General features: G+C 72.1%; 21 protein-coding genes. 19 read left to right on the top strand and 2 right to left on the bottom strand.

Annotation, left to right across the window (positions count from 1 at the left end; all coding sequences use genetic code 11):
• The first annotated feature begins 24 nt into the window (after positions 1–24).
• Genes KUM40_RS13185 through nusB form a run of 3 tightly spaced genes read left to right on the top strand, consistent with a single transcriptional unit; the run spans position 25 to position 2,186 of the window.
• Positions 25–1,131: an aminopeptidase P family protein gene (locus KUM40_RS13185; RefSeq protein ID WP_217166022.1), complete on the top strand. Its 1,107-nt coding sequence runs from the start codon at positions 25–27 to the stop codon at positions 1,129–1,131.
• A 57-nt stretch (positions 1,132–1,188) separates the two neighbouring features.
• Positions 1,189–1,755 (top strand): elongation factor P, encoded by a 567-nt coding sequence (efp, locus tag KUM40_RS13180; protein ID WP_217166021.1) that lies wholly within the window; start codon positions 1,189–1,191, stop codon positions 1,753–1,755.
• Positions 1,756–1,757: 2 nt separating this feature from the next.
• Complete coding sequence (gene nusB / locus KUM40_RS13175) at positions 1,758–2,186, top strand: transcription antitermination factor NusB (protein ID WP_217166020.1); 429 nt, start codon at positions 1,758–1,760, stop codon at positions 2,184–2,186.
• 146 nt (positions 2,187–2,332) lie between these two features.
• Here the strand turns inward: nusB and bldD are convergent, their stop codons facing one another.
• Positions 2,333–2,836 (bottom strand): transcriptional regulator BldD, encoded by a 504-nt coding sequence (gene bldD, locus KUM40_RS13170; RefSeq protein ID WP_007447547.1) that lies wholly within the window; start codon positions 2,834–2,836, stop codon positions 2,333–2,335.
• Positions 2,837–3,133: 297 nt separating this feature from the next.
• Between bldD and pyrR the strand changes: the two genes are divergently transcribed.
• The 14 genes from pyrR to KUM40_RS13100 all read left to right on the top strand — a co-directional run bounded on the left by pyrR (position 3,134) and on the right by KUM40_RS13100 (position 19,824).
• The gene (pyrR, locus tag KUM40_RS13165; RefSeq protein ID WP_217166019.1) at positions 3,134–3,748 is read left to right on the top strand and encodes a bifunctional pyr operon transcriptional regulator/uracil phosphoribosyltransferase PyrR; all 615 of its coding nucleotides are present in this window, start codon (positions 3,134–3,136) and stop codon (positions 3,746–3,748) included.
• A gap of 123 nt (positions 3,749–3,871) precedes the next feature.
• The gene (locus KUM40_RS13160; protein WP_217166018.1) at positions 3,872–4,852 is read left to right on the top strand and encodes an aspartate carbamoyltransferase catalytic subunit; all 981 of its coding nucleotides are present in this window, start codon (positions 3,872–3,874) and stop codon (positions 4,850–4,852) included.
• A 5-nt stretch (positions 4,853–4,857) separates the two neighbouring features.
• Positions 4,858–6,144 (top strand): dihydroorotase, encoded by a 1,287-nt coding sequence (locus KUM40_RS13155; protein WP_217166017.1) that lies wholly within the window; start codon positions 4,858–4,860, stop codon positions 6,142–6,144.
• On the top strand, positions 6,141–6,716 hold the full coding sequence (locus tag KUM40_RS13150; protein WP_217166016.1) for a hypothetical protein: 576 nt from the start codon (positions 6,141–6,143) through the stop codon (positions 6,714–6,716). Before KUM40_RS13155 ends, KUM40_RS13150 begins: the two co-directional genes overlap by 4 nt.
• Positions 6,713–7,855 carry a glutamine-hydrolyzing carbamoyl-phosphate synthase small subunit gene (carA, locus tag KUM40_RS13145; RefSeq protein WP_217166015.1) on the top strand — a complete coding sequence of 381 codons (1,143 nt, stop codon included), beginning with the start codon at positions 6,713–6,715 and terminating at the stop codon, positions 7,853–7,855. Before KUM40_RS13150 ends, carA begins: the two co-directional genes overlap by 4 nt.
• The gene (carB, locus tag KUM40_RS13140) at positions 7,848–11,156 is read left to right on the top strand and encodes a carbamoyl-phosphate synthase large subunit (RefSeq protein WP_217166014.1); all 3,309 of its coding nucleotides are present in this window, start codon (positions 7,848–7,850) and stop codon (positions 11,154–11,156) included. The genes carA and carB overlap by 8 nt, the downstream gene beginning before the upstream one ends.
• Positions 11,157–11,244: 88 nt before the next feature.
• On the top strand, positions 11,245–12,351 hold the full coding sequence (locus tag KUM40_RS13135) for a quinone-dependent dihydroorotate dehydrogenase (protein WP_217166056.1): 1,107 nt from the start codon (positions 11,245–11,247) through the stop codon (positions 12,349–12,351).
• Positions 12,352–12,356: 5 nt separating this feature from the next.
• Complete coding sequence (pyrF, locus tag KUM40_RS13130) at positions 12,357–13,202, top strand: orotidine-5'-phosphate decarboxylase (protein WP_217166013.1); 846 nt, start codon at positions 12,357–12,359, stop codon at positions 13,200–13,202.
• A gap of 223 nt (positions 13,203–13,425) precedes the next feature.
• Positions 13,426–13,749 carry an integration host factor gene (locus tag KUM40_RS13125; protein WP_190206445.1) on the top strand — a complete coding sequence of 108 codons (324 nt, stop codon included), beginning with the start codon at positions 13,426–13,428 and terminating at the stop codon, positions 13,747–13,749.
• 37 nt (positions 13,750–13,786) lie between these two features.
• The gene (gene gmk / locus KUM40_RS13120; protein ID WP_217166012.1) at positions 13,787–14,380 is read left to right on the top strand and encodes a guanylate kinase; all 594 of its coding nucleotides are present in this window, start codon (positions 13,787–13,789) and stop codon (positions 14,378–14,380) included.
• Positions 14,381–14,442: 62 nt separating this feature from the next.
• Positions 14,443–14,715 (top strand): DNA-directed RNA polymerase subunit omega, encoded by a 273-nt coding sequence (gene rpoZ / locus KUM40_RS13115; RefSeq protein ID WP_067025681.1) that lies wholly within the window; start codon positions 14,443–14,445, stop codon positions 14,713–14,715.
• 158 nt (positions 14,716–14,873) lie between these two features.
• Positions 14,874–16,076, top strand: a complete 1,203-nt coding sequence (gene coaBC, locus KUM40_RS13110) for a bifunctional phosphopantothenoylcysteine decarboxylase/phosphopantothenate--cysteine ligase CoaBC (protein WP_217166011.1) — start codon at positions 14,874–14,876, stop codon at positions 16,074–16,076.
• A 240-nt stretch (positions 16,077–16,316) separates the two neighbouring features.
• The gene (gene metK / locus KUM40_RS13105) at positions 16,317–17,540 is read left to right on the top strand and encodes a methionine adenosyltransferase (RefSeq protein WP_217166010.1); all 1,224 of its coding nucleotides are present in this window, start codon (positions 16,317–16,319) and stop codon (positions 17,538–17,540) included.
• A 133-nt stretch (positions 17,541–17,673) separates the two neighbouring features.
• Entirely contained in the window at positions 17,674–19,824 is a 2,151-nt protein-coding gene (locus KUM40_RS13100) for a primosomal protein N' (RefSeq protein ID WP_217166009.1), read from the top strand.
• Positions 19,825–19,918: 94 nt separating this feature from the next.
• Here the strand turns inward: KUM40_RS13100 and KUM40_RS13095 are convergent, their stop codons facing one another.
• On the bottom strand, positions 19,919–20,485 hold the full coding sequence (locus KUM40_RS13095) for a hypothetical protein (RefSeq protein ID WP_217166008.1): 567 nt from the start codon (positions 20,483–20,485) through the stop codon (positions 19,919–19,921).
• A gap of 314 nt (positions 20,486–20,799) precedes the next feature.
• Between KUM40_RS13095 and fmt the strand changes: the two genes are divergently transcribed.
• Entirely contained in the window at positions 20,800–21,732 is a 933-nt protein-coding gene (gene fmt / locus KUM40_RS13090; protein WP_217166007.1) for a methionyl-tRNA formyltransferase, read from the top strand.
• 79 nt (positions 21,733–21,811) lie between these two features.
• A partial coding sequence (locus tag KUM40_RS13085; RefSeq protein WP_217166006.1) for an RsmB/NOP family class I SAM-dependent RNA methyltransferase occupies positions 21,812–23,237 on the top strand: 1,426 nt, incomplete at its 3' end.

Genomic DNA, 23,237 nt, shown 5'->3' with positions numbered 1-23,237 from the left:
CCGGCGGAGCCATACGCTCGGCTCATGTCAGAGGTCTACGCGGCCCGCCGGACGCGCCTACGGGAACGCTGCAACGCGGGCGGCAGCGCGGCGGCGCTCGTCTCCCGGCCCGCCAACGTGCGTTATCTCGCCGGCGCCGCCCCGCACGGCGCCGTGCTGCTGCTCGGCAAGACCGAGGACCTGCTGGTCTGCTCGGGCCCGCCGGACGACCGGCCGGCCGACGGACGGCCCGACGAGTCGCTGCCGGTGCGCGCGCTGCCCGGACCCGGCGGCGATCCGGCCGTCGCGGCCTCCGGCCTCGCCGCCGACCAGGGCGCCGAGTCCCTCGCCACGGAGGACCACCACCTCACCGTGGTCCGGCACCGTGCCATGCGCTCGGTCGTTCCCCGGCTGCGCCTGACCGACCTCGGACAGGCGGTCGAGCAGCTCCGGGTGGTCAAGGACGAGGAGGAGATCTCCTGCCTGCGCATCGGCGCCGAGATCGCCGACCAGGCCCTCGGTGAACTCCTGGAGTCCATCCTGGTCGGCCGCACCGAACGGCATCTCGCCCTGGAGCTGGAACGCCGTCTCGTCGACCACGGAGCCGACGGCCCCGCCTTCCTCACCTCCGTCGGCACGGGCCCGAACTCGGGGCGCCGCGGCCACCGGCCCACCGACCGGCGCGTGGAGGAGGGCGACTTCCTCTCCGTCTGCCTGGGCGCGACGTACCGCGGATACCGTTGCGAGATCGGCCGTACGTTCGTCATCGGCACCTCGCCGGCCGACTGGCAGATCGAGCTGTACGACCTCGTCTTCTCCGCCCAGCGGGCCGGACGTGAGGCCCTCGCACCCGGCGCCGCCTGCCGTGATGTGGACCGCGCGGCCCGCCAGGCACTGGACTCGGCGGGGTACGCGGAGAACCTTCCGGCCCTCACCGGTCACGGTGTCGGACTCGAAATCGACGAGGACCCGCAGTTGGCCCCCGCGGCCATGGGTAAACTGGACGCTTGTGTGCCGGTCACCGTCGAACCGGGGGTCCACCTCCCGGGCCGGGGCGGGGTCCGGATCGATGACACGCTCGTCGTGCGCCCCGAGGCGGACGGCGGACCCGAGCTACTCACCATCACGACCAAGGAGCTGCTCGCGCTCTAGCCGAGCCGTGCGCGCCGGGGTCGTCCACGTCAGTCCAGTCCAGGAGATTCCGCAACCGTGGCTTCCACGAACGACCTCAAGAACGGCATGGTGCTCAAGCTCGAAGGCGGCCAGCTCTGGTCAGTCGTCGAGTTCCAGCACGTCAAGCCCGGCAAGGGCCCGGCATTCGTGCGCACCAAGCTCAAGAACGTGCTTTCCGGCAAGGTCGTCGACAAGACCTTCAACGCCGGCGTCAAGGTCGAGACGGCCACTGTCGACAAGCGTGACATGCAGTTCTCGTACATGGACGGCGATTACTTCGTCTTCATGGACATGGAGACCTACGATCAGCTACACGTCGAGCGCAAGGCGGTCGGCGACGCCGCCAACTTCCTGATCGAGGGCTTCACCGCCACCGTCGCCCAGCACGAGGGCGAGGTGCTCTTCGTCGAGCTGCCCGCCGCCGTCGAGCTGGTCATCAAGGAGACCGAGCCGGGCGTCCAGGGCGACCGCTCCACGGGGGGCACCAAGCCCGCCACGCTGGAGACCGGTCACCAGATCAGCGTCCCGCTCTTCATCACCACCGGTGAGAAGATCAAGGTCGACACCCGCTCCAGCGACTACCTCGGCCGGGTGAACAGCTAACCGTGGCTGCTCGCAACACGGCCCGCAAGCGCGCCTTCCAGATCCTCTTCGAGGGCGACCAGCGCGGCGCCGACGTCCTGACGGTGCTCGCCGACTGGGTCCGGCACTCCCGGGCCGACACCCGGCAGCCGCCCGTGAGCGAGTACACGATGGAGCTGGTCGAGGGCTACGCGGCGCGCGCCGAGCGCATCGACGAGCTGATCGCCCAGTACTCGGTCGGCTGGACGCTCGACCGGATGCCGGTCGTCGACCGCAACATCCTGCGCCTGGGCGCGTACGAGCTGGTCTGGGTCGACGCGACCCCGGACGCCGTCGTCCTGGACGAGATGGTGCAGTTGGCGAAGGAGTTCTCCACGGACGAGTCGCCCGCGTTCGTCAACGGCCTGCTCGGCCGGCTGAAGGACCTGAAGCCCTCGCTGCGCCGCGAGTAGCTCCGCGGGTCTTGCGGGGGACGCGGGGGACGCGGCGTCGTGGGGGTGCGGACGTCATAAGGCCGCCGGGGTGGCCGGAACCGTACGAACGGTTCCGGCCACCCCGGCGGCACGTTTCTGCTGAGGTCTGCTGAGGCGGCTGTGGCTCAGAGCTCCTCGTGGGACGCCACCGCGCGGCGCGCGTCCGCGTCCAGGACACCCCAACTGATGAGCTGTTCGGTGAGGACCGAGGGCGACTGGTCGTAGATGACGGCGAGGGTGCGCAGGTCGTCCTGGCGGATCGAGAGCACCTTGCCGTTGTAGTCGCCGCGCTGCGACTGGATCGTGGCCGCGTACCGCTGGAGCGGGCCCGCCTTCTCGGCCGGCACGGTGGCCAGCCGCTCCAGGTCCAGGACCAGCTTCGGCGGCGGCTCGGCGGCACCGCCAGGAGTGGTGCCCGGCAGCAGCTCCTGCACGGGAACGCCGTAGAAGTCCGCCAGCTCGGCGAGGCGCTGCACGGTCACGGCACGGTCGCCGCGCTCGTACGAACCGACCACGACGGCCTTCCAGCGGCCCTGGGACTTCTCCTCGACACCGTGGAGGGAAAGGCCCTGCTGGGTGCGGATGGCCCGGAGCTTGGCCCCGAGCTGTTTGGCGTATTCGCTGGACATATGGCTCCCCGGACAAGGTGTCGACGCGGCAGGCTGTGTTGTCGGCCGCGCGGCTGGTAACTCACTGTGAGGTTACGCAGCGTTACTCTGCTGCGTCAAGCCGAATGGTCCGCACCGACTCTTCCGTGGTATCCGCCATCCATTACTCCGGGCGGGTGACGCGGGTGCGGCAGAAGAGTGACGGGGGAGTGTCAGGGGGCCGTGAAGGCCGGTGCTGTGGGCCTGCTACCGTAGGTGGCGCATATTAGACGTCCTTTAAGATCCGTCCCGTGAGGCGGAGAAGGAGGTCCGTTTCCCATGGACGCACAGTACGACCAGCACGACCAGCAGCAGGACGCGCGACCGGACGCCCGGTCCGACGCCCGGCCCGTTCTGGAAGGGCCCGACATCGCCCGGGTCCTGACCCGCATCGCCCACGAGATCGTCGAACGCGCCAAGGGCGCCGACGACGTGGTGCTCCTCGGCATCCCGACCCGGGGCGTCTTCCTCGCCCGGCGGCTCGCCGACAAGCTCGAGCAGATCACCGAGCGCAAGATGCCCGTCGGCTCGCTCGACATCACCATGTACCGCGACGACCTGCGCATGCACCCGCCGCGTGCGCTGGCCCGCACCGACATCCCCGGCGACGGCATCGACGGCCGGCTGGTCGTCCTCGTCGACGACGTGCTCTTCTCCGGCCGCACCATCCGCGCCGCCCTCGACGCGCTGAACGACATCGGCCGCCCGCGCGCGGTGCAGCTCGCGGTCCTCGTCGACCGCGGCCACCGCGAACTGCCCATCCGCGCCGACTACGTCGGCAAGAACCTCCCCACGTCGCTGCGGGAGACGGTCAAGGTCCAGCTCGCCGAGGAGGACGGTCGCGACACCGTGCTGCTCGGTGCCAAGCCGACCACCCCGGGCGCCCACCCTTAGCACCCCGCGTACGCGTCCAGCAGTGCCGTACGCCTGCCCGGTGCGCCCGCTCGGTGCGCCCGCACGCCCGGCCGCCCGAATTATCCCGCTCTTCCGCTTGAATCGCCTTACGGAGCCTGACAGATGCAGCGTCATCTCATCTCGGCCGCCGACCTCACCCGCGACGACGCCGTCCTGATCCTCGACACCGCCGAGGAGATGGCCCGGGTCGCGGACCGGCCGATCAAGAAACTGCCGACCCTGCGCGGCCGTACCGTCGTCAACCTCTTCTTCGAGGACTCCACCCGGACCAGGATCTCCTTCGAGGCCGCCGAGAAGCGCCTGTCCGCGGACGTCATCAACTTCACCGCCAAGGGCTCCAGCGTCTCCAAGGGCGAGTCCCTCAAGGACACCGCCCAGACCCTGGAGGCCATGGGCGTCGACGCCGTCGTCATCCGGCACAGCGCCTCCGGCGCCCCGTACCGCCTGGCCACCTCGGGCTGGATCGACGCGGCCGTGGTCAACGCGGGGGACGGCACGCACCAGCACCCCACCCAGGCCCTGCTCGACGCCTTCACCATGCGCCGCCGCCTGGTCGGCCGCGACGCCGGCCTGGGCAAGGACCTGGACGGCCGCCGGATCACCCTGGTCGGCGACATCCTGCACAGCAGGGTCGCCCGCTCCAACGTCGACCTGCTGCACACCCTCGGCGCCGAGGTCACCCTCGTCGCCCCGCCCACCCTGCTGCCGGTCGGCGTCGAGACCTGGCCCTGCGAGGTCTCCTACGACCTCGACTCCACGCTTCCCAAGTCCGACGCGGTGATGCTGCTGCGCGTGCAGCGCGAGCGCATGAACGCCGCGTTCTTCCCGACCGAGCGCGAGTACTCCCGCCGCTACGGCCTCGACGGCGACCGCATGGCGAAGATGCCCGACCACGCGATCGTGATGCACCCAGGACCGATGGTCCGGGGCATGGAGATCACCGCCGACGTCGCCGACTCCGACCGCTGCACCGTCGTCGAGCAGGTCACCAACGGCGTCTCCATCCGGATGGCCGTCCTGTACCTGCTGCTCGGCGGCAACGAACCCGCCGTGACCCACGCCCGCCCCACCGAGGAGAAGTAAGACAGATGAGCAAGATCCTGATCCGCGGTGCGAAGGTGCTCGGCGGCGAGCCGCAGGACGTGCTGATCGACGGCACCGTCATCGAGGCGGTCGGCCGGGACCTGTCCGCCGAGGGCGCGGAGGTCGTGGAGGCCGACGGCAAGGTGCTGCTGCCCGGTCTGGTCGACCTGCACACCCATCTGCGCGAGCCCGGCCGCGAGGACTCCGAGACCGTCCTCACCGGCACCCGCGCCGCGGCGAGCGGCGGCTACACCAACGTCTTCGCCATGGCCAACACCTTCCCGGTCGCCGACACCGCCGGCGTCGTCGAGCAGGTCTGGCGGCTCGGCCAGGAGTCCGGCTACTGCGACGTGCAGCCCATCGGCGCCGTCACCGTCGGCCTGGAGGGCGCCAAACTCGCCGAGCTGGGTGCCATGCACGAGTCCGCGGCCGGCGTCACCGTCTTCTCCGACGACGGCAAGTGCGTCCACGACGCCGTGATCATGCGCCGCGCCCTGGAGTACGTGAAGGCCTTCGGCGGCGTCGTCGCCCAGCACGCCCAGGAGCCCCGGCTCACCGAGGGCGCCCAGATGAACGAGGGCGTCGTCTCCGCCGAGCTGGGCCTGGGCGGCTGGCCCGCCGTCGCCGAGGAGTCGGTCATCGCGCGGGACGTGCTGCTCGCCGAGCACGTCGGCTCCCGCGTCCACATCTGCCACCTGTCGACCGCCGGGTCCGTCGAGATCGTCCGCTGGGCCAAGTCCCGCGGCATCGACGTCACCGCCGAGGTCACCCCGCACCACCTGCTCCTCACCGACGAGCTGGTCCGGTCGTACGACCCGGTCTACAAGGTCAACCCGCCGCTGCGCACCGAGCGTGACGTGCTGGCCCTGCGCGAGGCGCTCGCCGACGGCACCATCGACATCGTCGCCACCGACCACGCCCCGCACCCGCACGAGGACAAGGACTGCGAGTGGGCCGCCGCCGCCATGGGGATGGTGGGCCTGGAGACCGCGCTGTCGGTGGTGCAGGAGACCATGGTGGACACGGGCCTGCTGGACTGGGCCGGCGTCGCCGACCGGATGTCCGTCAAGCCCGCGCAGATCGGACAGGCCACCGGACACGGCCGTCCCGTCTCGGCCGGTGAGCCCGCCAACCTCACCCTCGTCGACACGGAATACCGTGGCCAGGTGGACCCCGCGGGCTTCGCCTCGCGCAGTCGCAACACCCCGTACGAGGGTCGTGAGCTGCCGGGCCGTGTGACGCACACGTGGCTGCGGGGCAAGGCCACGCTCGTCGACGGGAAGCTCACGTGACATCTGTAGCACCGGTAATCCTGCTGGCCGCCGAGAAGGAATCGGCGGAAGTGACCGACTGGGCCGCCCGGGTCGGCTGGGTCGTCGGCCTCGGCCTGTTCGTCGCGCTCGTGTACTGGCTGATGCGCGAGGGCTGGAAGTGGCGCGGCACCCTCCAGGGCGACCTCCCCGAGCTGCCCAGCGCGCCGGACGCCCCCGGCCCGGCGAAACTGGTACTGAGCGGCCGCTACCACGGCTCCACCACCGCCGGTCAGTGGCTGGACCGCATCGTGGCGCACGGCCTGGGCACCCGCAGCCGGGTCGAGCTGACTCTCACGGACGCGGGACTGGACGTCGTGCGCCCCGGCGCGGCCGACTTCTTCGTCCCCGTCGCCGCGCTGCGCGAGGCCCGGCTCGACAAGGGCATCGCCGGCAAGGTCCTCACCGAGGGCGGCCTGCTGGTCGTCACCTGGGCCCACGGAGACAAGCTGATCGACTCCGGCTTCCGCTCCGACCACGCGGCCGAGCACAACGAGTGGGTCGAAACCCTGAACGACATGATCAACAAGACGGAAACGGAAGGCGCACGATGACGACCTCCACCAGGGGAGTTGACAGGACTCCCGCCGTACTCGTCCTGGAGGACGGCCGGATCTTCCGCGGCCGTGCCTACGGGGCCGTGGGGGCCACCTTCGGCGAAGCCGTGTTCTCCACCGGCATGACCGGCTACCAGGAGACCCTCACCGACCCGTCGTACCACCGCCAGGTCGTCGTCATGACCGCCCCGCACATCGGCAACACGGGCGTCAACGACGAGGACATGGAGTCCAGGAAGATCTGGGTCTCCGGCTACGTCGTGCGCGACCCCGCGCGCGTGCCCTCCAACTGGCGCTCCACGCGCTCGCTCGACCAGGAGCTGGCCGCCCAGGGCGTCGTCGGCATCAGCGGCATCGACACCCGCGCCCTCACCCGCCACCTGCGCGAGCGCGGCGCCATGCGCGTCGGCGTCTTCTCCGGCAACGCGCTGCCCGACGAGGGCACCATGCTCGCCGAGGTCCGCCAGGCCCCCGAGATGAGCGGCGCCGACCTCTCCGCCGAGGTCGCCACCACCGAGGCGTACGTCGTCCCGGCGGTCGGCGAGAAGAAGTACACCGTCGCCGCCGTGGACCTCGGCATCAAGGGCATGACCCCGCACCGCATGGCCGAGCGCGGCATCGAGGTGCACGTCCTGCCCGCCACGGCCACCGTCGAGGACGTCTACGCCGTCAACCCGGACGGCGTGTTCTTCTCCAACGGCCCCGGCGACCCGTCCACCGCCGACCACCCGGTCGCCGTGATGCGGGGCGTCCTGGAGCGCGGCACCCCGCTCTTCGGCATCTGCTTCGGCAACCAGATCCTGGGCCGCGCCCTCGGCTTCGGCACCTTCAAGCTGAAGTACGGCCACCGCGGCATCAACCAGCCCGTGCAGGACCGTACGACCGGCAAGGTCGAGGTCACCGCGCACAACCACGGCTTCGCCGTCGACGCCCCGCTCGACCAGGTCTCCGACACCCCCTACGGCCGTGCCACGGTCTCCCACGTCTGCCTCAACGACAACGTGGTGGAGGGGCTCCAGCTCCTCGACCGGCCGGCCTTCAGCGTCCAGTACCACCCCGAAGCGGCAGCCGGCCCGCACGACGCCGCCTACCTGTTCGACCGCTTCGTGAACCTCATGGAGGGCCAGCGTGCCTAAGCGCACCGATATCCAGTCCGTCCTGGTCATCGGCTCCGGCCCGATCGTCATCGGCCAGGCCGCCGAGTTCGACTACTCCGGCACCCAGGCGTGCCGCGTGCTCAAGGCCGAGGGCCTGCGCGTCGTCCTGGTCAACTCCAACCCGGCGACGATCATGACCGATCCGGAGATCGCCGACGCCACCTACGTCGAGCCGATCACCCCCGAGTTCGTCGAGAAGATCATCGCCAGGGAGCGGCCCGACGCGCTGCTGCCCACCCTGGGCGGCCAGACGGCCCTGAACACCGCGATCTCCCTGCACGGCAACGGCGTACTGGAGAAGTACGGCGTCGAGCTGATCGGCGCCAACGTCGAGGCCATCAACAAGGGCGAGGACCGCGACCTGTTCAAGGAGGTCGTGGAAGAGGTCCGCAAGAAGATCGGCCACGGCGAGTCGGCCCGTTCCCACATCTGCCACTCCATGGACGACGTCCTCAAGGGCGTCGAGGCGCTCGGCGGCTACCCGGTCGTCGTCCGTCCCTCCTTCACCATGGGCGGCGCCGGCTCCGGCTTCGCCCACGACGAGGAGGAACTGCGCCGCATCGCCGGGCAGGGCCTCACCCTCTCGCCGACCACCGAGGTGCTCCTGGAGGAGTCCATCCTCGGCTGGAAGGAGTACGAGCTGGAGCTGATGCGCGACAAGCACGACAACGTCGTGGTCGTCTGCTCCATCGAGAACTTCGACCCCATGGGCGTGCACACCGGCGACTCGATCACCGTCGCGCCCGCGATGACGCTGACCGACCGCGAGTACCAGGTGCTCCGGGACGTCGGCATCGCGATCATCCGCGAGGTCGGCGTGGACACCGGCGGCTGCAACATCCAGTTCGCGGTGAACCCCGAGGACGGCCGGGTCATCGTCATCGAGATGAACCCGCGCGTGTCGCGGTCCTCGGCGCTCGCCTCCAAGGCGACCGGCTTCCCGATCGCCAAGATCGCCGCCAAGCTGGCCGTCGGCTACACGCTGGACGAGATCCCCAACGACATCACCCAGGAGACCCCGGCCTCCTTCGAGCCGACGCTCGACTACGTGGTCGTCAAGGCCCCGCGGTTCGCCTTCGAGAAGTTCCCGAGCGCGGACTCGACCCTCACCACCACCATGAAGTCGGTCGGCGAGGCCATGGCCATCGGCCGCAACTTCACCGAGGCCTTCCAGAAGGCGCTGCGCTCGCTGGAGAAGAAGGGCAGCCAGTTCACCTTCGTCGGCGAGCCCGGCGACAAGGCCGAGCTGCTGCGCGAGGCCGTCCGGCCCACCGACGGCCGTATCAACGCCGTCATGCAGGCCGTCCGCGCGGGCGCCACGCCCGAGGAGGTCTTCGAGTACACGAAGATCGACCCCTGGTTCGTCGACCAGCTCTTCCTGATCAAGGAGATCGCCGACGAACTGGCCGCCGCCCCCGAGCTGACCGCCGGCCTGCTCGCCGAGGCCAAGCGGCACGGCTTCTCCGACCAGCAGGTCGGCGAGATCCGCGGCCTGCGCGAGGACGTCGTCCGCGAGGTCCGGCACGCCCTCGGCATCCGCCCGGTCTACAAGACGGTCGACACCTGCGCTGCCGAGTTCGCCGCGAAGACGCCGTACTTCTACTCCTCCTACGACGAGGAGACGGAGGTCGCGCGGCGCGAGAAGCCCGCCGTGATCATCCTGGGCTCGGGCCCGAACCGCATCGGCCAGGGCATCGAGTTCGACTACTCCTGCGTCCACGCCTCCTTCGCGCTGTCCGACGCCGGGTACGAGACCGTGATGGTCAACTGCAACCCGGAGACCGTCTCCACCGACTACGACACCTCCGACCGGCTGTACTTCGAGCCGCTCACCCTGGAGGACGTCCTGGAGATCGTCCACGCGGAGCAGCAGGCAGGCCCGATCGCGGGCGTGATCGTGCAGCTCGGCGGGCAGACCCCGCTGGGCCTGGCCCAGGCGCTCAAGGACAACGGCGTGCCGGTCGTCGGCACCTCGCCCGAGGCCATCCACGCCGCCGAGGACCGCGGCGCCTTCGGGCAGGTCCTGGCGCAGGCCGGGCTCCCCGCCCCCAAGCACGGCACCGCCACCACCTTCGCCGAGGCCAAGGCCATCGCCGACGAGATCGGCTACCCGGTGCTCGTGCGGCCCTCCTACGTCCTGGGCGGACGCGGCATGGAGATCGTCTACGACGAGACCCGGCTGGAGGCGTACATCGCCGAGTCGACCGAGATCGGCCCGTCCCGTCCGGTCCTGGTCGACCGCTTCCTGGACGACGCGATCGAGATCGACGTCGACGCCCTGTACGACGGCGAGGAGCTGTACCTCGGCGGCGTCATGGAGCACATCGAGGAGGCCGGCATCCACTCCGGCGACTCGGCGTGCGCCCTGCCCCCGATCACGCTCGGCGGCTTCGACATCAAGCGGCTGCGCGCCTCCACCGAGTCCATCGCCAAGGGCGTCGGCGTGCGCGGCCTGATCAACATCCAGTTCGCGCTGGCCGGGGACATCCTCTACGTCCTGGAGGCCAACCCGCGCGCGTCCCGCACCGTCCCCTTCACCTCGAAGGCGACGGCGGTGCCGCTGGCCAAGGCCGCCGCCCGCATCTCGCTCGGCGCCACCGTCGCCGAGCTGCGCGCCGAGGGCCTGCTCCCGGCCACCGGCGACGGCGGCGAGCTGCCGCTGGACGCGCCGATCTCCGTCAAGGAGGCCGTGATGCCGTGGTCCCGCTTCCGGGACATCCACGGCCGCGGCGTCGACACGGTCCTCGGCCCGGAGATGCGCTCCACCGGCGAGGTCATGGGCATCGACTCCGTCTTCGGCACCGCCTACGCCAAGTCGCAGGCGGCCGCCTACGGGCCGCTGCCCACCAAGGGACGGGCGTTCATCTCGGTCGCCAACCGCGACAAGCGCTCGATGATCTTCCCGGCCCGCGAGCTGGTCGCCCACGGCTTCGAGCTGCTCGCCACCTCAGGCACCGCCGAGGTCCTCAAGCGCAACGGCATCAACGCCACCGTCGTGCGCAAGCAGTCCGAGGGCACCGGGCCGAACGGCGAGAAGACCATCGTCCAGCTCATCCACGACGGCGGGGTCGACCTCATCGTCAACACCCCGTACGGCACCGGCGGCCGCCTCGACGGCTACGACATCCGTACGGCCGCCGTGGCCCGCTCCGTACCGTGCCTGACGACGGTCCAGGCGCTGGCGGCGGCGGTCCAGGGCATCGACGCCCTCAACCACGGGGACGTGGGAGTGCGCTCGCTCCAGGAACACGCCGAGTTCCTGACCGCGGCCCGCGACTAGCAGCCCCTGGGGGGACACCGGAAACGGTGTCCCCCTCTTCATGCCCTTCATGCTCTTCATGCCCTTCATGAGGCTTCACGAGGACACCATGTACAAGATCTTCTTCTCTCTCGTCTTCAAGCGCATGGACCCGGAGGGCGCACACCACCTCGCCTTCCGCTGGATCCGCCTCGCCGCCCGCGTCCCCGTGCTGCGCACCTTCGTCGCCGCCGCGCTCGCGCCCCGCCACAAGGAACTGCGCACCGAGGCCCTGGGCCTGCGCATGCACGGGCCCTTCGGGCTCGCCGCCGGCTTCGACAAGAACGCGGTCGCGATCGACGGCATGGCGATGCTCGGCTTCGACCACGTCGAGATCGGCACCGTGACGGGGGAGCCGCAGCCCGGCAACCCCAAGAAGCGGCTGTTCCGGCTGGTGGGCGACCGGGCGCTGATCAACCGCATGGGCTTCAACAACGACGGCTCGCTCGCCGTCGCCGCCCGCCTGGCCTCCCGCACGCCCGCCTTCAGGACCGTCGTCGGCGTCAACATCGGCAAGACGAAGGTCGTCCCGGAGGAGGAGGCCGTCGGCGACTACGTGAAGTCCGCCGAACGGCTGGCCCCGCACGCCGACTACCTGGTCGTCAACGTCTCCTCCCCGAACACGCCCGGCCTGCGCAACCTCCAGGCGACCGAGGCGCTGCGCCCGCTCCTGAGCGCCGTCCGCGAGGCCGCCGACCGCGCGGTCCCCGCACGACGCGTCCCCCTCCTGGTCAAGATCGCACCGGACCTCGCCGACGAGGACGTGGACGCGGTCGCCGACCTGGCCGTGGAGCTGGGCCTGGACGGGATCATCGCCACCAACACCACCATCGCGCGCGAGGGGCTCGGCCTGACCTCCTCGCCCGTCCTCGTCCGGGAGACCGGCGGCCTGTCCGGTGCCCCGCTCAGGGAACGCTCCCTGGAGGTGCTGCGCCGCCTGTACGCGCGCGTGGGCGACCGGATCACCCTGGTGGGCGTCGGCGGCGTCGAGACCGCCGAGGACGCCTGGGAGCGCATCCTGGCCGGCGCCACGCTGGTCCAGGGCTACAGCGCGTTCATCTACGAGGGGCCCTTCTGGGGCCGTGCCATGCACAAGGGGCTCGCCGCACGCCTGCGGCAGAGCCCGTACGCCACCCTCGCCGACGCGGTCGGCGCCGACATGAGAAAGCCCCGGTGACCCACATGACGGTACTCGAACCCTTCGGCGCCCGGCTGCGCCGCGCGATGGACGAACGCGGCCCGCTGTGCGTCGGCATCGACCCGCACGCCTCCCTGCTCGCGCAGTGGGGCCTGAACGACGACGTGGCCGGTCTGGAGCGCTTCAGCCGCACCGTCGTCGAGGCGGTGGCCGACCGGGTCGCCGTGCTCAAGCCGCAGAGCGCCTTCTTCGAACGGTTCGGCTCGGGCGGCGTCGCCGTCCTGGAGAAGTCGGTCGAGGAGGCGCGGGCGGCCGGCGCGCTGGTCGTCATGGACGCCAAGCGCGGCGACATCGGCTCGACCATGGCCGCGTACGCCGAGGCCTTCCTGCGCAAGGGCGCCCCGCTGTTCTCGGACGCGCTGACGGTCTCGCCGTACCTCGGCTACGGCTCCCTGAAGCCGGCCGTCGACATGGCCCGCGAGAGCGGCGCGGGCCTGTTCGTGCTGGCGCTGACCTCCAATCCGGAGGGCGGCGAGGTCCAGCACGCGGTCGGGGCCGACGGGCGCGGCGTCGCGGCGACGATGCTGGCCCGCCTGGCCGCCGAGAACGCGGGGGAGGAGCCTCTCGGCTCCTTCGGCGCGGTCGTCGGCGCCACCCTCGGCGACCTGTCGTCGTACGACCTGAACATCAACGGGCCGCTCCTGGCGCCGGGCATCGGCGCGCAGGGAGCCACCCCCGCGGATCTGCCGCGGGTCTTCGGCGCCGCGGTGCGCAACGTCGTCCCCAACGTCAGCCGGGGTGTCCTTCGTCACGGGCCCGATGTGGTGGCGTTGCGGACGGCCGCGGACCGTTTCGCGGAGGAGGTCCGGACCGCGGTCACGGCGTCCTGACCCTGGATACATCCTCAAATCAGAGGCGATATGTCCTAAATGTACGGCCTGACGGAGGCTGACCAGGACTTTTCCGCTGTTCTCGCTGACTCTGGCGGAGTTGACCGCTAGTCTCCGTCGAGAGTCAACGGGCAAGCGTGTTGCTCGTGGCTCACCAGGTGTGGGGCGACTAGGTTCCTCACCGGTCCGTATCCGACAGTTCGACATCCGAGGTGACGTAGGCGTGGCTCTTCCGCCCCTTACCCCTGAACAGCGCGCAGCCGCGCTCGAAAAGGCCGCCGCGGCTCGCCGGGAGCGGGCCGAGGTCAAGAATCGACTCAAGCACTCCGGCGCCTCCCTCCACGAGGTCATCAAGCAGGGTCAGGAGAACGACGTCATCGGCAAGATGAAGGTCTCCGCCCTCCTCGAGTCCCTGCCGGGCGTGGGCAAAGTCCGCGCCAAGCAGATCATGGAGCGACTGGGCATCTCCGAGAGCCGCCGCGTGCGCGGTCTCGGGTCCAACCAGATCGCCTCCCTGGAGCGCGAGTTCGGCAGCACCGGCAACTGAGTCCGGACCACTCCGGGATTGCTGGAATAATCGCTGCATGGCTGCAACACCCCGGGGGACACCCCCCGTACCCCCGGACGCACGTCCGCGGCTGACCGTGCTCTCCGGCCCCTCGGGGGTCGGCAAGAGCACGGTCGTCGCCCATATGCGCAAGGAACACCCCGAGGTATGGCTGTCGGTCTCGGCGACGACCCGCAGGCCCCGCCCCGGCGAGCGGCACGGTGTCCACTACTTCTTCGTCACCGACGAGGAGATGGACAAGCTGATCGCCAACGGTGAGCTGCTGGAGTGGGCCGAGTTCGCCGGCAACCGCTACGGCACGCCGCGTACGGCCGTGCTGGAGCGCCTGGACGCCGGTGAGCCGGTGCTCCTGGAGATCGACCTCCAGGGTGCGCGGCAGGTCCGCGCGTCCATGCCCGAGGCCCGGCTGGTGTTCCTGGCCCCGCCCTCCTGGGAGGAGCTGGTGCGCAGGCTCACCGGCCGGGGCACCGAACCGCCGGAGGTGATCGAGCGCCGCCTCGCCGCGGCCAGGGTCGAGCTGGCGGCCGAGTCGGAGTTCGACCAGACCCTGGTGAACACCTCCGTCGAGGACGTGGCTCGCGAGCTGCTAGCCTTGACGAACGTGGTGTGATCGTTACTGGTCATCCTGCGATCATCCCGACTTCATCTTTCCCATCCATCGGAAGGTAGAGCGTGTCCTCTTCCATCTCCGCGCCCGAGGGCATCATCAACCCGCCGATCGACGAGCTCCTCGAGGCCACGGACTCGAAGTACAGCCTCGTGATCTACGCGGCCAAGCGGGCCCGCCAGATCAACGCGTACTACTCGCAGCTCGGCGAGGGCCTCCTCGAATACGTCGGTCCGCTCGTCGACACCCACGTCCACGAGAAGCCGCTCTCGATCTCCCTGCGCGAGATCAACGCGGGGCTGCTGACCTCCGAGGCCATCGAGGGTCCGGCGCAGTAATACCGGCAGCATCGGCAGTATCGGCGGTAATATCTTCAGCCTTACGCTGACTTTTCCACAGGCCCGGCAGTCCGACTGCCGGGCCTGTGGTGTGTGATGGGTCGTACGCGCTGTCCGAGCGCGATATCCGAGCGCGTCATCCGAGCCGGGGAGAGACGGTGGACAAGCCCAAGGTCGTTCTGGGGGTCAGCGGCGGCATCGCCGCGTACAAGGCCTGTGAGCTGCTGCGCAGACTCACGGAGTCCGGCCACGAGGTCCGGGTCGTCCCCACCGCCTCCGCACTGCACTTCGTCGGCGCCGCCACCTGGTCCGCCCTGTCCGGCAACCCCGTGTCGACCGAGGTGTGGGACGACGTGCACGAGGTCCCGCACGTGCGCATCGGCCAGCACGCCGACCTGGTCGTCGTCGCGCCGGCCACCGCCGACATGCTCGCCAAGGCGGCCCACGGGCTGGCCGACGACCTCCTCACCAACACGCTGCTCACGGCCCGCTGCCCGGTCGTCTTCGCCCCCGCCATGCACACCGAGATGTGGGAGCACCCGGCCACCCGGGAGAACGTGGCGACGCTGCGCCGCCGCGGCGCCGTCGTCATCGAGCCCGCCGTCGGCCGCCTCACCGGCGTCGACACCGGCAAGGGCCGGCTGCCCGACCCCGGCGAGATCTTCGAGGTCTGCCGCCGGGTCCTCGCCCGCGGAGTGCGGGAGCCCGACCTCGCCGGACGCCATGTCGTCGTCAGCGCCGGCGGCACCCGGGAGCCCCTCGACCCGGTCCGCTTCCTCGGCAACCGCTCCTCCGGCAAGCAGGGCTACGCCCTCGCCCGCACCGCCGCCGCCCGCGGCGCCCGCGTCACCCTGGTCGCGGCGAACGCGTCACTGCCCGGTCCGGCCGGCGTGGACGTGGTGCCGGTGGGTACGGCGGTGGAGCTGCGCGAGGCGATGCTGCGGGCCGCGGCGGACGCCGACGCCGTCGTCATGGCCGCGGCGGTGGCCGATTTCCGACCCGCGACGTACGCCACCGGGAAGATCAAGAAGAAGGACGACCAGGAACCCGAGCCGATCACCCTGGTGCGCAACCCGGACGTCCTCGCGGAGATCTCCGGGACCCGGGCCCGCTCCGGTCAGGTGATCGTCGGCTTCGCCGCCGAGACGGACGACGTCCTGGCCAACGGCCGGGCCAAGCTGAAGCGGAAGGGCTGCGACCTCCTCGTGGTGAACGAGGTGGGGGAGCGCAAGACCTTCGGCTCGGAGGAGAACGAGGCGGTGGTCCTGGGCGCCGACGGCAGCGAGACCCCGGTGGCCCACGGCCCGAAGGAAGCCCTGGCCGAAACGGTGTGGGACCTCGTGGCGCAGCGGCTCGGCTGAATGACTCATTCATGCCACGCTCCTCGCGAACCCCGCGCATTGGAGCGTGGCGACCCTGGCCAAGGGCGCCTCGTTCTGGGCAGAATGCCCGTGCCGCAGGTCACAGCCCTCCCGAGAGCTGAGACAGGTGGGCCCGTGGCAGAGTCCGACCGATAAACTGTTCTCGGACGTCGCCGGGTGCAGCTCCCCGTGCCGTCCACCAATGATCAGCCAGCAGCCGCTGCAACCCCAGGGAGCGTTGTGTCCCGTCGCCTGTTCACCTCGGAGTCCGTGACCGAAGGTCACCCCGACAAGATCGCTGACCAGATCAGCGACACCATTCTCGACGCGCTTCTGCGTGTGGACCCGACCTCCCGGGTCGCCGTCGAAACCCTGATCACCACCGGTCTGGTGCACGTCGCCGGCGAAGTGACGACCAAGGCCTACGCGGACATCGCCACGCTCGTCCGCGGCAAGATCCTGGAGATCGGCTACGACTCCTCCAAGAAGGGCTTCGACGGCGCCTCCTGCGGTGTCTCCGTCTCGATCGGCGCCCAGTCCCCGGACATCGCGCAGGGCGTCGACACGGCCTACGAGAGCCGGGTCGGGGGTGTCGCCGCGGGCGACGACAGCGACGCGCTGGACCGGCAGGGCGCCGGTGACCAGGGCCTGATGTTCGGCTACGCGTCCGACGAGACGCCGACGCTGATGCCGCTGCCGGTCTTCCTCGCGCACCGTCTGTCCAAGCGCCTGTCCGAGGTCCGCAAGAACGGCACGATCCCCTACCTGCGCCCGGACGGCAAGACGCAGGTCACCATCGAGTACGACGGCGACAAGGCCGTCCGCCTCGACACGGTCGTCGTCTCCTCCCAGCACGCGAGCGACATCGACCTGGAGTCGCTGCTGGCCCCCGACATCAAGGAATTCGTCGTCGAGCCGGAGCTGAAGGCGCTCCTCGACGACGGCATCAAGCTCGACACGGAGAACTACCGTCTCCTGGTCAACCCGACCGGCCGCTTCGAGATCGGCGGCCCGATGGGCGACGCCGGTCTGACCGGCCGCAAGATCATCATCGACACCTACGGCGGCATGGCCCGCCACGGCGGCGGCGCCTTCTCCGGCAAGGACCCGTCCAAGGTCGACCGCTCCGCCGCCTACGCGATGCGCTGGGTCGCCAAGAACGTCGTCGCCGCGGGCCTGGCCGCCCGCTGCGAGGTCCAGGTGGCCTACGCCATCGGCAAGGCCGAACCGGTCGGCCTGTTCGTGGAGACCTTCGGCACCGCCAAGATCGACACCGAGAAGATCGAGAAGGCGATCGACGAGGTCTTCGACCTCCGCCCGGCCGCCATCATCCGCGACCTCGACCTGCTCCGCCCGATCTACGCCCAGACCGCGGCCTACGGCCACTTCGGCCGTGAGCTGCCCGACTTCACCTGGGAGCGCACCGACCGCGTGGACGCTCTGCGGCAGGCGGCGGGCCTGTAGGGCACACCCGCCCGACGGTACGTACGAGGCCCGGCGCCCCCGAAGCCGAAGGGGCGCCGGGCCTCGGCGTGTCCGGCGCCCGGTCCCCAATCCGCTCGGGGGAGTTGTCAGTGGTCTTTGCGAGAATGCAGGCGTGAGCAGCGAGAACGGACCGGCGGAGGGCGGCGCGCAGGACGCGCCGCCCGAGCAGCTCGCGCTCATCCGGGAGAGTGTGCGCAAGGCGAAGACCCCGCGGGCCAAACCCCGGACCTGGCGCGGAGCCGCGCTCGCCAAGGAGCTGCCGGTCGCCCGCGTGCTGGTCGACAAGGGCGTACTCCACCTCGACCGGTACTTCGACTACGCCGTGCCCGAGGAACTCGACGCCGACGCCCAGCCCGGCGTGCGGGTGCGGGTGCGGTTCGGGGCCGGACGGAACCGGGTGCGGGACGGGCGCCGCGAGGGCGGCGGACTCGTCGACGGGTTCCTGATCGAGCGGCTCGCCGAGTCCGACTACGCAGGTCCCCTGGCCGCGCTGGCCCAGGTCGTCTCGCCCGAGCGGATCCTCGACCAGGAGCTGCTGGGACTCACCCGGGCGGTCGCCGACCGGTACGCGGGCAGCCTCGCCGACGTGCTCCAGCTCGCCGTACCGCCGCGCAACGCGCGCGCCGAGAAGCGGGCGTCGGCCGACCCGCTGCCCCCGCCGCCGGTACCCGAGCCGGGTACCTGGGCGCGGTACGAGCAGGGGGCCGCCTTCGTGGCGGCCCTGGCCTCGGGCGGTGCGCCGCGCGCGGTGTGGAACGCGTTGCCGGGACCGCGGTGGAGCGAGGAGCTCGCGCGGGCCGTGGCGGCGACGCTGGCCTCCGGCCGGGGCGCGCTCGTCGTCCTGCCGGACGGCAGGGCGGTCGCCCGCGCCGACGCCGCGCTGACGGCCCTGCTGGGCGAGGGACGGCACGCGGTGCTCACCGCCGACGCGGGACCCGAGAAGCGGTACGCGCAGTGGCTCGCGGTGCGCCGCGGGGCCGTACGGGCCGTCGTCGGGACCCGGGCCGCCATGTTCGCGCCGGTGCGGGACCTCGGCCTGGTCGCCCTGTGGGACGACGGCGACGACAGCCACAGCGAGCCGCACGCCCCGCAGCCGCACGCGCGCGAGGTGCTGCTGCTGCGTGCCGCCCAGGACCGGTGCGCCTTCCTGCTGGGCGGCTGGAGCTGCACCGTGGAGGCCGCCCAGCTCGTGGAGACGGGCTGGGCCCGGCCGCTGGTCGCCGCCCGGGAGCAGGTGCGGGCCGCCGCCCCGCTGGTCCGGACCGTGGGCGACCAGGACCTGGCCCGGGACGAGGCCGCCCGCGCCGCCCGGCTGCCGACCCTCGCCTGGCAGGCCGTCAGGGACGGACTGCGGCTCGGACCGGTGCTCGTGCAGGTGCCCCGGCGGGGCTACGTACCCCGGATGGCGTGCGCGGCGTGCCGTACGCCCGCGCGGTGCCGGCACTGCTCGGGTCCGCTGGAGGGGCAGGAGTCCGGGTCCGCGCTGCGCTGCGGCTGGTGCGGGCGCGAGGAGGGCTCCTGGCACTGCCCGGAGTGCGGGGCCTTCCGGCTGCGCGCGCAGGTCGTGGGCGCCCGGCGCACCGCGGAGGAGCTGGGGCGTGCCTTCCCCGCCGTGCCGGTGCGCACCTCCGGGCGCGAGCAGGTGCTGGACACCGTGTCCGAGGCCCCCGCGCTGGTGGTCAGCACCCCGGGGGCCGAGCCCGTCGCCGAGGGCGGTTACACGGCGGCGCTGTTGCTCGACGGCTGGGCGATGCTCGGGCGGCCCGACCTGCGCGCCGGCGAGGACGCGCTGCGGCGCTGGCTGGCCGCCGCCGCCCTGGTACGCCCGCAGAGCGCCGGGGGCACCGTCGTCGCGGTCGCCGAGCCGACCCTGCGGCCGGTGCAGGCGCTGGTGCGCTGGGACCCCGTCGGCCACGCGGTGCGGGAGCTGGCCGAACGGGACGAGCTGGGCTTTCCGCCGGTGTCGCGGATGGCGGCCGTGGCGGGGCCGCCGGAGGCGGTGGCCGGCTTCCTCGGCGCCGTCGAACTGCCGCGGGAGGCGGAGGTACTCGGCCCGGTGCCCCTGCCGGTCACGCCGCCGGGGCGGCCGCGGCGGGCGGGGGCGCCGCCGCCGGGGGAGCACTGGGAGCGGGCGCTGGTCCGGGTGCCGCCGGGGCGCGGAGCGGCGCTGGCCGGTGCGCTGAAGGCCGCTCGGGCGGCGCGGACCGTGCGGGGGAGCGATGCGGCGGTGTGGGTGCGGATCGATCCGCCCGACATCGGGTGAGACGACGGGCGGACACGCCGCGGCCCTCCGCCTTCCCGGAGGGGAGCCGGGTGGGCGGAGGGCCGTCGTGGCGTCGCGGTTCGGCCGCCGCGGTTCAGCCGTTGCGCGGGCCGGGGAAGGCCGTCGGGCGGACCTCCTCGCGCAGGGCCGGACTGCCCGACGTCGGCTGGGTCGGCATGGCACGGGCCGCCGGGACCGTGGGCACGGAGGGAAGGCCCGGGCCCACGTTGACCGCGCGGGTGCCCGTCGGCTCCGGGGTGTGCTCGGGGGTGTGCTCGGGGGTCCCGGCGGCGGACGACGCCGTCTGGGCAGCGGTGCGGCGGGCGCCGTAGCGCCGGTGCACCGCCTGCTTGGTGACGCCGAGCGCGGAGCCCACCGCGTCCCACGAGAAGCCGAGCGAACGGTCGAAGTCCACGGCGGCCGTGACCAGGGTCTCGACACTGTCCCGCAGCTCCTGGGCGAGACGGACCGTCGGGGCGGGAGCGCGTCCGTAGACGACGAAGCCCGTGGAGGGGCCGGAGCGGCGCGGACGGTAGACGTTGCCCAACTGGGCGGTGAGGGTGCGCAGTGCGTCCACCTGCCGGCGGACCCGCTCGATGTCCCGCACCAGCAAGTGCAGGCTGGCCCGAGCCTGGGCGTCGTGGGTTGCGTGGTCGGCCATGAACAAGCCTCTCGAACCGGCGTTGAAAGGAATCGGGCCGCGCGGGCGGCCCGGTGTGTCAACTCTTCCTTGACCAACGCGTGGGCGCTCCGCGGGTCACGGGGTGGGGGCGTGGGGGTGTGGTTGTGCGCCCCCCTCGGCCTGCGGCCCCATGGGGGGTCTCCCACCCGCGCACCACCCGGTTTCCAGTCGGTCGAGAGGCTGAGCTCTCTCCCGTGGTGGTGCCGCACCGTCGGCGGCTTTCCGTCGGTTGACGGCTCGTAGACTGGTGCGCTGCCCAGCAACCACCCCCGCCCGAGAGGCCCGTCCCACCCATGAAGCTCGTCTTCGCCGGTACCCCCGAGGTCGCCGTTCCCGCCCTGGACGCCCTGATCGCCTCCGGGCGCCACGAGGTGGCCGCCGTCGTCACGCGACCCGACGCTCCCGCCGGGCGTGGGCGCCGGCTGGTCGCCTCGCCCGTGGCCGAGCGGGCCGAGGAGGCGGGCATCGAGGTACTCAAGCCCGCGAAGCCGCGCGAGGCCGACTTCCTGGAGCGGCTGCGCGAGATCGCGCCCGACTGCTGCCCCGTCGTCGCCTACGGAGCCCTGCTGCCCCGCGTCGCCCTGGACGTGCCCGCCCGCGGCTGGGTCAACCTGCACTTCTCCCTGCTGCCCGCCTGGCGCGGCGCCGCCCCCGTGCAGCACGCGGTGATGGCGGGCGACGAGATCACCGGCGCGTCCACCTTCCTGATCGAGGAGGGCCTGGACTCCGGCCCCGTCTACGGGACGGTCACCGAGACCGTCCGCCCCACCGACACCAGCGGCGACCTGCTGACCCGGCTGGCGTTCGCCGGCGCGGGCCTGCTCGCGGCCACCATGGACGGCATCGAGGACGGCAGCCTCGACGCCGTACCGCAGCCGTCCGAGGGCGTCACCCTCGCCCCGAAGATCACCGTCGAGGACGCCCGGGTCGACTGGGCCGCCCCGGCGCTGCGGGTGGACCGGGTGGTGCGCGGCTGCACCCCGGCCCCCGGCGCCTGGACCACCTTCCGGGGCGAGCGGCTCAAGCTCGTGCATGCCGTGCCCGTGCCCGACCGGACCGACCTCGCCCCGGGGCGGCTCGCCGCCCATAAGAACAACGTGTACGTCGGCACCGGCTCGTACGCCGTCGAGCTGCTGTGGGTGCAGGCGCAGGGCAAGAAGCCGATGCGGGCCGCGGACTGGGCGCGCGGCGCGCGGATCACCGAGGGGGCGCGGCTGGGCGACTGACCTGCGCCTTCGCAGCACCGCTCACCGGTCCGGCGTACGCTGGTGAGCGCACGTCACCCCACACCCGGAGCACCTTTTCGTGAGCGAGCAGCCCCGTCGTCCCCGCAAGCCCGGCAAGCCGTACCGCAGACCCCAGAAGGACCCCGTCCGCATCCTCGCCTTCGAGGCGCTCAGGGCCGTGGACGAGCGGGACGCGTACGCCAACCTCGTCCTGCCGCCGCTGCTGCGCAAGGCGCGCGAGAAGGAGGGCCCCGAGGGATTCGACGCCCGGGACGCGGCCCTCGCCACCGAGCTGGTGTACGGGACGCTGCGCCGCCAGGGCACGTACGACGCGATCATCGCGGACTGCGTCGACCGGCCGCTGCGCGAGGTCGACCCGCCCGTGCTGGACGTGCTCGCCCTGGGCGTGCACCAGCTTCTCGGGACGCGGATTCCGAGTCACGCCGCCGTCTCCGCCTCCGTCGAGCTGGCGCGGGTCGTGCTCGGGGACGGGCGGGCCAAGTTCGTCAACGCCGTGCTGCGCAAGGTGGCGCGGGACGATCTCGACGGGTGGGTGGAGCGGGTCGCCCCGCCCTACGACGAGGATCCCGAGGACCACCTGGCCGTCGTGCACTCGCACCCGCGCTGGGTCGTCTCCGCGCTGTGGGACTCGCTGGGCGGCGGCCGGGCCGGCATCGAGGAACTGCTGGCCGCCGACAACGAACGCCCCGAGGTCACGCTCGTCGCGCGGCCCGGCCGGGCCACCCGCGAGGAACTGCTCGGCGAGGAGGCCGCCGTACCGGGGCGCTGGTCGCCGTACGCGGTGCGGCTGAGCGAGGGCGGCGAACCGGGCGCCGTCGACGCCGTACGGGAGAACCGCGCCGGGGTGCAGGACGAGGGCAGCCAGCTCGTCGCCCTGGCCCTGGCGGGCGCACCCCTGGACGGACCGGACTGGCGCTGGCTGGACGGATGCGCGGGGCCCGGCGGCAAGGCCGCGCTCCTCGGCGCCCTCGCCGCCGAGCGGGGCGCCTTCCTGCTCGCCTCCGAGAAGCAGCCGCACCGCGCCGGTCTCGTGGCCAGGGCGCTGGACGGCAACCCGGGGCCGTACCAGGTGATCGCCGCCGACGGCACCCGCCCGGCGTGGCGGCCCGGCAGCTTCGACCGCGTCCTGGTCGACGTGCCGTGCACGGGCCTGGGCGCCCTGCGCCGCCGGCCCGAGGCGCGCTGGCGGCGCCGCCCCGAGGACCTGGACGGCTTCGCCCCGCTCCAGCGCGGGCTGCTGCGGGGCGCCCTGGAGGCCGTACGGATCGGCGGCGTCGTCGCCTACGCGACCTGCTCGCCGCACCTCGCCGAGACCCGCGCCGTCGTCGCGGACGTCCTCAAGCAGCACCCCGGCACCGAGCTGCTCGACGCCCGGCCGCTGCTGCCCGGCGTGCCCGACCTGGGCGAGGGACCCGACGTCCAGCTCTGGCCCCACCTGCACGGCACGGACGCCATGTACCTGGCCATGATCCGCCGCACCGCGT

It is taken from the genome of Streptomyces sp. AC512_CC834, from assembly GCF_019049325.1.
In the GTDB taxonomy this organism is placed as follows: domain Bacteria; phylum Actinomycetota; class Actinomycetes; order Streptomycetales; family Streptomycetaceae; genus Streptomyces.
Note: the sequence above shows the minus strand (reverse complement) of the source record. Positions and strands in the feature narration are given on the sequence as shown.